Source organism: Pannonibacter sp. SL95, from assembly GCF_026672425.1.
Lineage (GTDB): Bacteria > Pseudomonadota > Alphaproteobacteria > Rhizobiales > Stappiaceae > Pannonibacter.
In genome coordinates this window covers 234,172-247,491 of record NZ_JAPPRC010000006.1, presented here as the reverse complement: position 1 = coordinate 247,491, position 13,320 = coordinate 234,172, and the positions used below count along the sequence as shown (strand labels likewise).

General features: G+C 64.0%; 9 protein-coding genes. 5 read left to right on the top strand and 4 right to left on the bottom strand.

Annotated elements, in window-relative coordinates; translation table 11 throughout:
* Window positions 1-38: 38 nt before the first annotated feature.
* From OVA12_RS18205 to OVA12_RS18185, 5 genes are all read left to right on the top strand, one after another.
* The gene (locus OVA12_RS18205; RefSeq protein WP_268139807.1) at window positions 39-869 is read left to right on the top strand and encodes a universal stress protein; all 831 of its coding nucleotides are present in this window, start codon (window positions 39-41) and stop codon (window positions 867-869) included.
* Between the two features lie 179 nt (window positions 870-1,048).
* Window positions 1,049-3,778, top strand: coding sequence for a bifunctional acetate--CoA ligase family protein/GNAT family N-acetyltransferase (locus OVA12_RS18200; protein WP_268139805.1), 2,730 nt, complete (start codon window positions 1,049-1,051; stop codon window positions 3,776-3,778).
* A 78-nt stretch (window positions 3,779-3,856) separates the two neighbouring features.
* Window positions 3,857-4,852: a threonine dehydratase gene (locus OVA12_RS18195; RefSeq protein WP_268139803.1), complete on the top strand. Its 996-nt coding sequence runs from the start codon at window positions 3,857-3,859 to the stop codon at window positions 4,850-4,852.
* Window positions 4,853-5,024: 172 nt separating this feature from the next.
* Complete coding sequence (locus tag OVA12_RS18190) at window positions 5,025-6,077, top strand: Fe(3+) ABC transporter substrate-binding protein (RefSeq protein WP_268139801.1); 1,053 nt, start codon at window positions 5,025-5,027, stop codon at window positions 6,075-6,077.
* 92 nt (window positions 6,078-6,169) lie between these two features.
* A complete protein-coding gene (locus tag OVA12_RS18185) occupies window positions 6,170-7,924 on the top strand; it encodes an ABC transporter permease (RefSeq protein WP_268139799.1) in 1,755 nt (584 codons plus the stop codon).
* Here the strand turns inward: OVA12_RS18185 and OVA12_RS18180 are convergent.
* The 4 genes from OVA12_RS18180 to OVA12_RS18165 form a co-directional block, all read right to left on the bottom strand.
* Complete coding sequence (locus OVA12_RS18180; protein WP_268139797.1) at window positions 7,900-10,065, bottom strand: putative bifunctional diguanylate cyclase/phosphodiesterase; 2,166 nt, start codon at window positions 10,063-10,065, stop codon at window positions 7,900-7,902. The genes OVA12_RS18185 and OVA12_RS18180 overlap by 25 nt on opposite strands.
* Window positions 10,066-10,436: 371 nt before the next feature.
* A complete protein-coding gene (locus OVA12_RS18175) occupies window positions 10,437-11,066 on the bottom strand; it encodes a CoA transferase subunit B (protein ID WP_268139795.1) in 630 nt (209 codons plus the stop codon).
* 19 nt (window positions 11,067-11,085) lie between these two features.
* Window positions 11,086-11,781: a CoA transferase subunit A gene (locus OVA12_RS18170; protein ID WP_268139794.1), complete on the bottom strand. Its 696-nt coding sequence runs from the start codon at window positions 11,779-11,781 to the stop codon at window positions 11,086-11,088.
* Between the two features lie 245 nt (window positions 11,782-12,026).
* Complete coding sequence (locus OVA12_RS18165) at window positions 12,027-13,169, bottom strand: GNAT family N-acetyltransferase (RefSeq protein WP_268139792.1); 1,143 nt, start codon at window positions 13,167-13,169, stop codon at window positions 12,027-12,029.
* Window positions 13,170-13,320 lie beyond the last annotated feature (151 nt).

The following is a 13,320-nucleotide window of genomic DNA, read 5'->3' as shown; positions in this document are numbered from 1 at the left end:
ACAGGCTCGACGGGGAGCCCAACGGACGGAGGAAGCACATGGCTTTGAAGGATATTCTGGCGATCACCGATCTTGCCGGCGACCAGACGGCAGCCAAATATGCAATCGACCTGGCAGGACGCTGCGACGCGCATGTGACCGGTCTTGCACTGGCCTTCGAGCCGGTCGTCCCGGCTTTCGCCGCAGCTCCCCTGCCGGCGGACCTCATCGAGGCCAGCCGGCAGCAGGCTCTGGCCGCCGCGCAGGCGTCGCTGGCCGCCTTCAACGAGCTGGCCCGCCTTGGCGCCGTCAAGAGCGAAGGCCGGCTCGCGGAACTGATGACCGGCGGACCGATGGAGCCCGTGCTGCGGCATTGCCGGCTGACGGACCTGATCGTCATCGGTCAGGAAAACCCGGACAAGCCGGAACCCATGCGCGAACTGCTGATCGAGACCGCGCTGTTTGAAAGCGGCGTGCCGGTGCTGCTGGTGCCCTACATCGGCGCGCCGTCGCCGAAGCTGGACAGCGCGCTCGTCGCCTGGGACGGCAGCCCGACGGCAACCCGGGCCGTGCATGCAGCCCTGCCGATGCTCGCCATGGCCAAGAAGGTGACCGTGCTGATCGTCAACAAGGGCCGCAAGATGGCCGGGGAGCCCGGCGCGGACATGGCGACCTATCTCGCCCGCCACGGCCTGAACGTGACCGTTGACGTGGTGACCAACCCGCAGACCTCGGTTGCCGACACGCTGCTCAACTATGTCAGCGACAATGGCAACGATCTGGTGGTGATGGGCGGCTACGGCCACAGCCGCGTGCGCGAGTTCCTGTTCGGTGGCGCGACCCGCGACATCCTGGCCGCCATGACCGTTCCGGTCCTTATGGCCCACTGATCGCCTGATCCGACCTGTCCGTCGCGCCAGTCACCGGCGCGACGGACCTGCGCACTGCTTGGCGTGTGGGATGGGCAATCATCCAATCGAAACACTATTCGGCTAGAACCTGCTGACCATCGCCCTGTCGTCCGCATCCGCTCGCAAGGACGGCAAGGCCATGCTCATGGAGGCCCGTCGTGACGATCCGCAACCTGGAAGGTGCCTTCCAGCCCAAGAGCATCGCCCTTGTCGGACCGAACCGCCATGGAGACGCCTTGTTGGCGCATCTGGCGGGCCGTCTCGTTCAGGCCGGGTTCAAGGGACCCAAGGCCCTGGTGGCCTTGCCCGTTCCCTCCGGCGTCGATCCTGCGGCATTCGACAAGGCAGGCAAGCTTGAGGATCTGGCCTTCGCGCCGGATCTCGTTGTCTACTTTGGTCCGCCAGAGCAGGCCGAGGATCTGGTCATCGCCGCCAGCATCGCCGGTGCCCGCGCCGTGCTGTTTGCCGCTGCCGGATATGACCTGTTCCCGGCGGAGACCCTGGCTGCCTGCCTCAAGGCCGCCCAGCCGCAGCGCCTGCGGTTGATCGGACCCGGCAGCATCGGACTGGCCGCGCCGCAGGCCAAACTTGACCTTTTGGTCACGCGCGATGCGCCGCTGCCCGGCGACCTCGCCCTGATTGCAAGGTCCAGCGCGGTCGTCAACGCCACGGTGACATGGGCCAAGGCGCGCAAGCTCGGGTTTTCCGGCATCGCCGCACTCGGCCAGCGCTCTGACGTGGATGTGGGCGATCTCATCGACTATTTCGCCGCTGACATGCGCACCCGTGCCATCCTGTTGCATATCGAGAGCCTCAGCAATCCGCGCAAGTTCCTGTCGGCGGCCCGTGCGGCCGCGCGCGGCAAGCCGATTGTCCTGATGCGCACCGGCCGCAGCCGCGACGCCTTTGCCACCGGCAAGACCCATGCCGGCAAGGTCACGCAGCGCGATCCGGTGTTCGAAAGCGCCCTGCGCCGCGCCGGCATCCTGCGCGTCGGTGACCTCGACGAGATGTTCGAGGCTGTCGAGACGCTGACGCGCATACGCGCGCCGCAGTGCCGGACACTGGCCATCGTTGCCAATGGCCGCAGTCTCGCGACACTGGCCGCAGACAGGCTCATTGACGGCGGCGGCGCGATGGCGAGCCTGTCGGAGGAGACGCTTGCCGCCCTTGCCCCGCTCGGGCGTCCCGGCTCGGCTCCGGGCAATCCACTGACCCTGCCGGAAGCGGCAGGACCTGAAGCCTTTAGCGCCGCTATTGGCGCAATTCTGGCCGACCCGGCGCCCGACGGCGTTCTGGTGCTGGCCGCGCCAAACCCTTTCATTCCGGCCGAGGAAATCGCAGGTGCCATCGCGGCTGCGGCCAAGGCCGACATGAAGCGGCTTGGCCGGCGCAAGACCGTGATTGCTGCCCTGATCGGCGAGGACCCCTTGCCCCGCGCGGCTCTTGATGAAGCGCGCGTGCCCGTCTTTGCCAGCCCGGCCGAGGCGGTGCGGGCCGTGCTGCATCTCATGCGCAGCGCCGAGGCGCAGGAAGCGTTGATGGCGGCACCGCCAAGCCTGCCCGACGACTTCACGCCGGAACCGGCGCGGGCGCGCGTTCTGTTGCAGACCGCCATGCGCGCAGGCCGCATGATGCTGGACCCGCAAGAAACCGCGGATCTTCTGGCGGCCTATGACATTCCGATGATCGAGACGCATCTGGCGCAGGACGCGGAGCACGTCCGCAGCCTTGCCAAGGAAATGTTGCAGCGGCACGCGGCGCTGGTGGTGAAGGTCTGGTCGCCTGACCTGCCGTTCAAGTCGGATATTGACGGGTTGCGGCTGCGTCTCACCTCGGCGGAGGCCGCCGTGTCGGCCGCGCATGAGATGACGGCAGCGATCAGCGCGAAGTATCCCGATGCCCGCATCAACGGCTTTACCGTGCAGGCCATGCTGGAGGCGCGGCAGGGGCTTGAGGTGTTTACCGGCATCGCCGACGAGCCGCTGTTCGGGCCCGTCATGGTGTTCGGTCAGGGCGGCACTTCGGTCGAGGTCGCCGCTGACGTTGCCCATGAATTGCCGCCGCTTGACCTCAACCTTGCCGACAGCCTGATAGGCCGCACGCGCGTGTCGCGCCTGTTCCAGGCCTATCGCGGTCAGCCGGAAAAGGATCGCGCTGCCGTGGCCCTGACGCTGGTCAAGCTGTCGCAAATGTCGATCGACCTGCCCGAGCTGAAGGAACTGGACATCAATCCGCTGGTGGTTGGCCCTCAGGGTGTGACGGCACTCGATGCGCGCATGGTGCTGTGCGAGCCGGCTCGGAACGCGGGCCGGAGCGGGACCTCACGCCTTGCCATTGCGCCCTATCCCAGCGAATGGGAACACACGCTTACCCTCAAGGATGGACAGGCCGTCTTCGTCCGTCCTGTCCGGCCGGATGACGAGGATTTGTTCCGCACCTTCTTCGAGCAGGTGTCGCCTGACGACCTGCGGCTGCGGTTCTTTGCACCCGTGAAGGACTTCAATCACAAGTTCCTCTCCCGCCTGACCCAGCTTGACTATGACCGGGCCATGGCGCTGGCCGCCATCGACACGGAGACGGGCGCGCTCCTCGGCGTCGTGCGGCTGCATGCCGATCCCGACCACCGGACGGGGGAATATGCGGTCATGGTGCGGTCAGATCTCAAGGGCCACGGGCTCGGCTGGGCCCTGATGAAGCTGATCATCCGCTATGCCCAAGTCGACGGAATCGAGACGATCAAGGGCGAAGTGCTGAAGGAGAACACAAGCATGTTGGCCATGTGCGGCGCGCTCGGGTTTTCCATCACGACGTCACCGGACGATGCTGCCATCGCCATCGTGACGCTTCCCGTGCAGGCTGCCATCGCCCAGCTTGATGTGACGTGAAATGGCCTTTCGCCAGCTATGCACCAGGGGTAGGGTTGGCCAAACACTCCTGCCCTTGCGCCAGTTCCGGATCCGATCATGCTGACCCTCGCCGCGCTCGAAGATGCCGCCCGCATCGTCTATGCCCACATGTCGCCGACGCCCCAGTTTGTCTGGCCGCTGCTGTCAGAGGCGATTGGCGCGGACGTGGCGGTGAAGCACGAGAATCACACGCCCGTCGGTGCCTTCAAGGTGCGCGGTGGGCTGGTTCACCTTGCGCGCCTTGCCCAGCATCTCCCCGCTGGCAGCGGCGTTATCTCTGCCACCCGCGGCAACCACGGCCAGAGCCTAGCCTTTGCCGCGCGCCGCTTCGGGCTTTCCTGCACCATTGTCGTGCCCCTCGGAAACTCGAGCGAAAAGAACGCCGCGATGCGCGCGCTTGGCGCGGAGCTGATCGAATTCGGCGAGGATTTTGACGCCGCCAAGGCCCATGCGATCGAACTGCAGCATGCGCGTCGGCTGACCTACGTTGCGTCCTTCCAGGCGGACCTCGTTGCAGGCGTGGCCACCTATGCCCTCGAGTTCCTGCGCGCCTTCCCGGCGCTGGATGTCGTCTATGTGCCGATTGGTCTGGGGTCCGGCATCTGCGGTATGATCTCTGCCCGTGACGCGCTTGGGCTGAAGACGGAAGTGGTCGGTGTCGTCTCCGACCGGTTTGACGGCTATGCTCGTGCCTTCGAGACCGGACAGATCCGGGACACGGGCGCGGCCTTCTCATTCGCCGACGGCATGGCCGTGCGCGTTGCTGATCCCAATGCGCTGGCCGTGATCCGCAGCGGCGCGGCACGGGTCCTGCGCGTCAGCGACCAGGAGATCGGCAGGGCGACCCGCCTGCTCTACCGGGCTACGCACAACCTGGCCGAAGGCGCGGGTGCTGCGGCGCTTGCCGCATTGATGCAGGAAAAGGAACGCGTCGCCGGTCGCTCGGCAGGAATCGTGCTCAGCGGGCAGAACATCGACCGGGACTGGATGGTCGACATCCTCTCTGGCGGCGTGCCTTTGCCCGGCCGCCACGGAGCAGATCCGGACGCCTAGTGAGCAAAAACATAGGGCTGACACTCAGATTTTGATTGGAATAATTCTAAACTATTGATTTCTCATGATTTCTTGACTTTCCGGAACGTAACACTCATATATCCGCCCGTACTGTCGTCCCACATGAGGGCGGCAACCCCGGGGCCTTTACCCCCGACGACTGGAGGATATCATGGCGTTCAACAAGTTTCCTTCCCTCGCCCGCCGCGCGCTGCTGGCCTCGACCTTCGTGGTCGCTGCCGCTCCTGCTGCGCTCGCTGACGGTGAAGTGAACATCTATTCCTATCGCCAGCCGACCCTGATCCAGCCGCTGCTGGACGCCTTCACCGCCGAGACCGGCGTCAAGGCCAATGTGATTTTCGCAAACGAAGGCCTCGAAGAGCGCATCGCTGCTGAAGGCGCGAACTCCCCGGCCGACGTGCTGTTGACCATCGACATCGGCCGCCTTGACGGCGCCAAGCAGGCCGGGATCACCCAGGCTGTGGTGTCTGACGTTGTCGCCAAGAACGTGCCGGCCGCATTCCGTGATCCGGAAGGCCAGTGGGTGGGCCTGACCATGCGCGGGCGCGTGATCTACGCCTCCAAGGAGCGCGTGAAGGACACCGCCATCACCTATGAAGACCTCGCCGATCCGAAGTGGAAGGGCAAGATCTGCACCCGTTCGGGCCAGCACGTCTACAACGTCGGCCTCGTCGCCTCGATGATCGCCAACAAGGGCACCGAGGCAACCGAGAAGTGGCTGACCGCAGTCCGTGACAACCTTGCGCGCAAGCCGTCCGGCAACGACCGCAGCCAGGTCCAGGACATCATGAACGGCAAGTGCGACATCTCGCTGGGCAACACCTATTACATGGGTGCGATGATGACCAACGAGAAGGAACCGGAACAGAAGCAGTGGGCTGCCTCGGCCAACATCCTGTTCCCGAACGCTGCTGACCGCGGCACGCACGTGAACCTGTCCGGCGTCGTTCTGACCAAGAACGCCCCGAACAAGGACAATGCGGTCAAGCTGATCGAGTTCCTGACCACTGCAAAGGCCCAGGAAATCTATGCTGAAGTGAACCACGAATACCCGGTCGTCGACGGCGTGAAGCCGTCCGAGCTGGTGCAGTCCTTCGGTGTCCTCAAGGCCGACACGCTGCCGCTGGCAGAGGTTGCCAAGAACCGCAAGGCCGCCAGCGAGCTGATCGACAAGGTCCGCTTCGACGAAGGTCCGGCCAGCTGATCTGGCTTTTGGTGTGATCTGAATGTGGGCGCTGCACGATCGTTGCAGCGCCCACTTGCTTTTGCGGCAACCAGCGGGCTTATGACAGGGCGATGACCCAAGCCAGCTCCCCTTCCCCCGTCCCGGGTTCGAAGACCGCCCGCTCCAGGCAGGCGGGCGATACGTTGTGGCTGACGCTCGCCTGGGCGTCGGCGGCGGTCGTGCTGCTGCCGCTCCTCTCCCTTGCAGTTCTGGCGAGTGGCTCATCCGGTGGCGTCTGGACCCACCTCATGTCCACCGTGCTTCCGGGTGCCTTGCGCACGACGTTCCTGCTGATGCTGGGCGTAGGTCTTGCGACGGCTGTGACAGGCGTTGTCACTGCATGGCTGGTCACCATGTGCCGCTTTCCGGGCCGTGGCCTGTTCGACTGGGCGTTGCTCGTGCCGCTGGCGGTGCCGACCTACATCATCGCCTTCGCCTATGTGGAGGTGCTGCAGTATTCCGGGCCGGTGCAAGTCGCGATCCGGGCCGTGTTCGGCTTTACCAGCGCGCGCGATTACTGGTTTCCGGAGCTGCGCTCGCTCGGCGGCGCGATCTTCGTCATGTCCGCCGTGCTCTACCCTTATGTCTACCTGACAGCCCGGGCGAGTTTCCTGCTCCAGTCCGCCGGCACGCTGGATGTGGCGCGCACGCTCGGCGCCGGCCCCTTGCGCGTGTTCCTCACCGTCGCCCTGCCCCTGTCCCGGCCGGCCATTGCGGTGGGCGTATCGCTCGCGCTGATGGAATGTCTCAATGACATCGGCGCGGTCACGTTCTTCGGCGTCAAGACGCTGACATTCTCGATCTATGACACCTGGCTCAACCGGTCCAATCTCGCAGGCGCCGCGCAGCTGGCCTGCGCCATGCTGCTGGTCGTGTTTGGACTGTTGACGCTCGAGCGCCGCGCAAGGGCGCGGCAGCGCTTCGATCAGGCGCGCGGCAAGCAGCATGCGCCGACGCCCTACCGGCTGCGCGGCTGGCGCGCAGGTGCGGCCATCCTGGCCTGCGCCCTGCCGGTGATCCTCGGCTTCCTCGTTCCTGCCAGCCTCCTCGCCGAACGCTCGACGCGGCGGCTGGATGTGCTTGCCGATCCGGCCTTCCTGCGGGCTGCCAGCAACAGCGCCCTTCTGGCAACCGCCGCCAGCGTTCTGATCGTGACGCTCGCGGTCGTGCTCGTCTACGCGGTGCGGCTGCGGCAGCCGGAGGGCAGATCTGCCGGCTTGCGCCTTGCCGCCCGGATCGCGGCCATCGGCTATGCCGTGCCGGGCACCGTGCTCGCGGTTGGCATCCTCATTCCGCTTGCCCGGTTCGACAACGGGCTGGATGCACTGATGAAGCAGATGTTCGGCTTCGGCACCGGGCTGCTGCTGCTGGGGTCCGGAGCCGGTCTGATCTATGCCTATCTGGCAAGGTTCCTGGCCGTTGCGCATGGGCAGGTGGAAGATGGTTTCGGCAAGATCTCGCCGCATCTCGACATGGCCGCCCGCACCCTCGGCCGCAGATCCACCCGGATCCTGACCGAGATCCACTTGCCGCTGCTGAAGCCGGTGCTGCTGTCGGCGCTGCTCATCACCTTTGTCGACTGCATGAAGGAGTTGCCGGCAACCATCCTGCTGCGTCCCTTCAATTTCGAGACGCTGGCGACAACCGTGTTTGAAGCCGCCTCACGGGAGGCCTTCGAGGATGCAGCGCTGCCGGCACTGACCATCGTTCTTGTCGGCCTCGTTCCGGTGATCCTGCTGGCGCGTACGAGCGCCCGCAGCTTCCGCGATGCCGTGTCAGTCCGCGCAAAACCACTGCTCGATCAGACAGCCGCCGACCGGGCCTGAACAGGTCGCACGCTGCTCGGTTGCCCCTCGGCGGCCACGAGATAGGGCCTGCGCCAGGCGGCAAACATTGTCGCTGCCATTGGCATGCCGAACAGGTAGCCCTGGGCCGTCTTGCAGCCTGCGGCACGCAGGAAGGCCAGCTGCTCTTCTGTCTCGACCCCTTCGGCAACGACCTCGTAGTCGAGGCTGCGCGCCATCGCCAGGATCGTCTCGACAATGCGTCTATGGCTGCCCTCCTCGCCCACACCTGCGATGAAGGAGCGGTCGATCTTGAACGTGTCGAAGGGCAGGTTCTGCAGATGGGCAAGGCTCGAGTAGCCGGTTCCGAAGTCATCCATCGCAAACCGGATGCCCGCGCGGCGCAGCCGCTGTGTCGCCTGGCGCACGTGTTCCGGATCAGCCATGGCGACTGTTTCCGTCAGCTCCAATTCCAGCATTTCGGGCGGGAAACCGGTTTCGGACAGGATCTCGAGAACCCGGTCCGTATAGCCGGCCCACTCCAATTGCCGCATGGACACGTTGACCGCGAGCGGCAGGGGATGCCCCATGTCGATCCATTCACGCCCCTGGCGGCAGGCCAGCTCCAGCACCCTGTCGCCCAGGCGCAGGATCAGCCCGGTCTCCTCGGCGATCTCGATGAAGGCCCCAGGCGTCAGCAGACCACGCTTCGGGTGGTTCCAACGCGCCAGGACCTCGGCCCCGGTAACCTTGCCACTGGCGCAGTCGATCTTAGGCTGGAAGAACACCGTGATCTGGTCGCTGGCCAGTGCCATGCGCAGTTCGGTCTCCATGCGCAGTCTTTCGCGCGCCTGCACATCGCCGTCGGTTCGGTTGAAGATCCGCACCGCGTTGCCCCCGGCGGCCTTGGCGGCATACATGGCAATGTCGGCGTGCTTCAGGATCGCAGATACATCAGCGCCATCGTCAGGATAGACGGCAATGCCAATGCTGGCCCCGACAGACAGCTCGTGACCGTTGACGAGACAGGGCACCTCGACGGACTGCATCAGCCGTTCGGCCAGCGCCTTGGCCTCGTCCAGTCCGGATGCCCCGAGGGGCATGACAAGGGCAAACTCGTCGCCGCCAAAGCGGGCCATCCGGCGCAAGGGTCCGTGCACCATCGCTCCGGGTCGCATGCCCGACTGGTCGCCAAGCAGCAGTCCCTCGAAGCGCTGCGCGATCTGCCCAAGCAGAAGGTCTCCGTAGTCATGGCCGAAGCTGTCATTCACCCGCTTGAAGCGGTCAAGATCAATGAACATCACCGCCATGCGCCGCGGGCTACCGTCGGTCAGAAGCCGCCAGCGTTCGAAATGCTGCCGGAAGAACTCGCGGTTCGGCAGACCGGTCACGCTGTCCATGAAGGCCAGCTTGTTGATCTGCTCCATGTTGGAGCGGATCACATCGACCATGTTCGAGTAGGCCCGTGCCAGAACGCCGATTTCATCGATACGCTCGGTCGGAAACCGTGCACTGAAGTCGCCAGCGCTGATTTGATGCGCCACGCGAGTGAGTTGCTGGATCGGATTGAGAAAACCGCGGCCGAACTTCAGCACGACCGGCACTGCGAGCAGCAGCAGGAAGGCCGCGACCGCCGCGTTGCGCTGCCAGATGCGCGAGAGGATCTCGTCGAGCTCCGGATGGCTGGCTGCGACAAGCACTGCACCGACAACGAGACGGCCGTCGCGGCTCCAGACCGGCAGCGCGACCCGCGCCGTTGCCTCAAGCACCTCTTCCTGCGGTTGCCGCGTATCAATGGCGCGCAGCAGAAGGGGATCGATTGGCGTGCGGTCAAACAGGCTGGTGGCCGGATCGGAGTCGATCAAGACTGATCGCTTCGGATCATAAACCTTGGCGATGCGGATCATTCCGCTTGCGGCAATGCTTTCCAGTTCCTGCGCCAGAATGAGGTAGTGATGATTGGCCAGCTGGGGTGTCGCCAGACGGCTGACCGTATTGGCGATCGAATGGACATTGGCCAGCGACTTGGCCTCTTCGTCGCGATAGTCGAGGTAGCTGGCCGTGCCGACCATGATGACAATCATCACTGCGCACAACGAGACGACGAACAGCGCAAAGCGGGTACGAAGGCCCGATGCCCCGCGAAGGGCCCAGGTCTTCAAACTGGCCAGCCTGTCCCGCATCTTTCCCCCTGATCGCACGCTGCGATCCGATGCGAGATTTCTGTCAGAAAATCATGTCAGTCCGATTGACGCAGCGCAGCAAACCTGTGCGCAGCCAGTAACCGCGCCCATTCATTTGGCGGCTTATAAAAAATCCCGCCAATGCAGGCGATTCAGGCAATCTCGCGCCACAATAAATTTTATTGCCGGCAAAGGACCTTTAACAATTGGCGCATCTTGGCTGCGCCGAAAAACAAAAACAGCTCCAAAATGGAACAACTGTGTCGATCACAAGACAACAAGCTCATGCATCGTAGGCTGAAAAAGAAAATCGAACGTTACGTCACAATAAAATTCAGGCGGACCAATGAACGGTCCGCCTGAATACAGAATCATACCTTAAGCGTCGCTTCCGTCGCCGCTTTCACCTCGTCAGCAGTCACGCCGGTTGCCAGCTGGACGACCTGAAGACCGTCCGGCGTAACGTCGAACACGCCGAGGTTGGTGATGATGCGGTTGACGCAGCCAACACCGGTCAGCGGCAGGGTGCAGGCCTTGAGCAGCTTGCTCTCGCCGGCCTTCGAGGTGTGGTCCATGATCACCACGACACGCTTGACGCCGGCGACAAGATCCATCGCGCCGCCCATGCCCTTGACCATCTTGCCCGGGATCATCCAGTTGGCGAGATCGCCCTTTTCGGACACTTCCATGGCGCCCAGGATCGACAGGTCGATGTGGCCGCCACGGATCATGCCGAAGCTGTCGGCAGACGAGAAATAGGACGTCTGCGGCAGTTCGGTGATCGTCTGCTTGCCAGCGTTGATGAGGTCGGCGTCGACTTCATCTTCCGTCGGGAACGGGCCCATGCCGAGCATGCCGTTTTCCGACTGCAGCGTCACATGCACGCCTTCGGGAATGTAGTTGGACACCAGCGTCGGGATGCCGATGCCGAGGTTGACGTAGAAACCGTCTTCCAGTTCCTGCGCGGCCCGCTGGGCCATTTCGTCACGAGTCCAGGCCATTTGCTCAGTCTCCTCGGCTTCAGGCGGCGCGGGTGGTGCGCTTTTCAATGCGCTTTTCGAAAGTGCCGACCACAATACGGTCGACAAAGATGCCTGGTGTGTGGATCTGGTCCGGATCCAGCTCGCCGATCTCGACCAGCTCTTCGACCTCGACAACCGTCACCTTGCCGGCGGTCGCCATCATCGGATTGAAGTTCCGCGCGGTCTTGCGATAGACGAGGTTGCCTTCCTTGTCGGCCTTCCAGGCCTTGACCAGCGACAGGTCGGACACAAGGCCGGTTTCGAGAATGAAGGTCTCGCCGTTGAACTGCTTGTGTTCCTTGCCTTCGGCGATCAGCGTGCCCACACCGGTCTTGGTGTAGAAGCCCGGGATGCCGGCGCCACCGGCGCGGATGCGCTCGGCCAGCGTGCCCTGCGGGTTGAATTCGAGTTCCAGTTCGCCGTTCAGGTACTGCTTCTCGAAAGTGGCATTCTCACCCACATAGGACGAGACCATCTTGCGGATCTGGCGCGTCTGCAGCAGCAGGCCAAGGCCGAAATCGTCAACGCCGGCGTTGTTCGAGATCGCAGTCACGCCCGTGACACCACTGTCGCGCAGGGCGACGATCAGGTTTTCCGGGATCCCGCACAGGCCAAAACCACCGGCCATGATGGTCATTCCGTCAAACACAAGGCCATCCAGCGCGGCCTTTGCGTTCGGGTATACCTTGTTCATCGTTGTCTCCTCATAACCGACCGGCACACGTTCCAGCACCTACGGATGCGCCCTGGCAATCTGCGAAAGGATACTCCTCCCCTCCCGGCCGGGCCATCACGCAGACATGACGCCGCGGTCAGGTTGCGACGCAACAAGACCGGTATTTTCCGCTGCCGTCAACTGTCCGAAGGCCGCATGCGACGATTGTCAGATTTGGGAGAGCTTTGCACCGCCTCGATCCACGAGCACCGCTCTTGCCGGGTTCAGATCCCCGGCGCGGCAGCCACGGGTGCGGACAGACGTGCGGTATCATCCCGCAGGCGGCGCGCGATCGCCTTGAGCCGGCGAAGGGCGAGGTAAGCATTGCCAGCCGCCGTCAGCGGCTTGGCATAGGCATGGACCTGCCAGGGCTCGCCGCCGAAACGGGTCTTGTAGAACTGCACGCCGGACCCGAAGCACAGTTCGGTGAAGCCGTTTTCGCCGGCCCAGTTGATGAGCCCGGCGAACAGCAGAAGGCCGGGAGAAAACCGGCGCCATTCTTCCCCGCCCATGGAGATGAGCATGGCCGAGAGAGCCGTGCCCTCGGCGAGTGCGCAGATGACGCCTGCGATCCGGCTGTCATCTTTCAGGGCAAACAGCCGCAGCGGCCGCTGCGGCCCGCCTTCCTGCAGCAGATTGTCGATAAAGGCTGCCTGCGCCGGATCTTCTTCCAGCGTGTTGTACCACTGCTTTTCCTCGAAGCGCTGGCTGCGCTGCATGCGCAGCACCTGCATCACATGTCGCCGATCGTGATCTTCGACGACTTCGACAAACTGCAGCCCTTCGGCCTGAAGCTTGCGATACTTGCCGCGAGCCTCCTTGTAGACATGCTTGCGGCGCCACCCCGGCGCTTCCCCGGCCTCTGTCAGGTCCAGGGCATAGATCGGATCCTGAGGCCGTTCGTTGGGCAAGGCATGCAGAGGGTTTGGACGACCGGCCACACGCGGCGGCACTTTCTTGACGTCGATCAGGTCAACGTCGCCAAGCGCGTCCTCGATGAAGCCCCACAGGAGATCACTCAGACTGGCATCCAGTTCGGCCTCACCGGCCAGCACCGGAGCACATTGATCGACCAGCCCAAAATCCGGAATTCCGCCCATGCGCACGGGACCGCGCCGGAACACCACGAGCGGCACCAGCATGACAGGCACGTCGGTGTTGCCATCGCGAACTTCCAGAACGCGCAATTCCGCGCCTTGGGCCGCCAGGACGTGATCCGCCATTGCAGCCAGAAGCGCAGGCGTCTGGAACGGGGTCGAGACTGCCCCGCCGGGCAGCGAGTCCCACAGCCATTCCAGCAATGAACGGTCCGGATAGCGGTGCAACCGGCTCGTAAGTCGGTTGCCGGCCTCCGGCAGTCTGAACATGGGCACAGGGCGTTCCGCGACACTGAGTTGCATGGCGACCCTCCAGGCGAAAACCGATTACAAAAACGCAACCGGAGCTTGCCCGGGATCAATTGCCTTCAGCCTAGCCGCGATCCCTTTATCAATGCTTGATGCTCGGTACATTTCCGAA

Bases quoted from the DNA above. Each gene is read 5' to 3' on its own strand.
- OVA12_RS18180 (WP_268139797.1), bottom strand. From the start codon at position 10,065: ATGCGGGACAGGCTGGCCAGTTTGAAGACCTGGGCCCTTCGCGGGGCA.
- OVA12_RS18185 (WP_268139799.1), top strand. From the start codon at position 6,170: ATGACCCAAGCCAGCTCCCCTTCCCCCGTCCCGGGTTCGAAGACCGCC.
- OVA12_RS18165 (WP_268139792.1), bottom strand. From the start codon at position 13,169: ATGTTCAGACTGCCGGAGGCCGGCAACCGACTTACGAGCCGGTTGCAC.
- OVA12_RS18195 (WP_268139803.1), top strand. From the start codon at position 3,857: ATGCTGACCCTCGCCGCGCTCGAAGATGCCGCCCGCATCGTCTATGCC.
- OVA12_RS18170 (WP_268139794.1), bottom strand. From the start codon at position 11,781: ATGAACAAGGTATACCCGAACGCAAAGGCCGCGCTGGATGGCCTTGTG.
- OVA12_RS18205 (WP_268139807.1), top strand. From the start codon at position 39: ATGGCTTTGAAGGATATTCTGGCGATCACCGATCTTGCCGGCGACCAG.
- OVA12_RS18175 (WP_268139795.1), bottom strand. From the start codon at position 11,066: ATGGCCTGGACTCGTGACGAAATGGCCCAGCGGGCCGCGCAGGAACTG.
- OVA12_RS18190 (WP_268139801.1), top strand. From the start codon at position 5,025: ATGGCGTTCAACAAGTTTCCTTCCCTCGCCCGCCGCGCGCTGCTGGCC.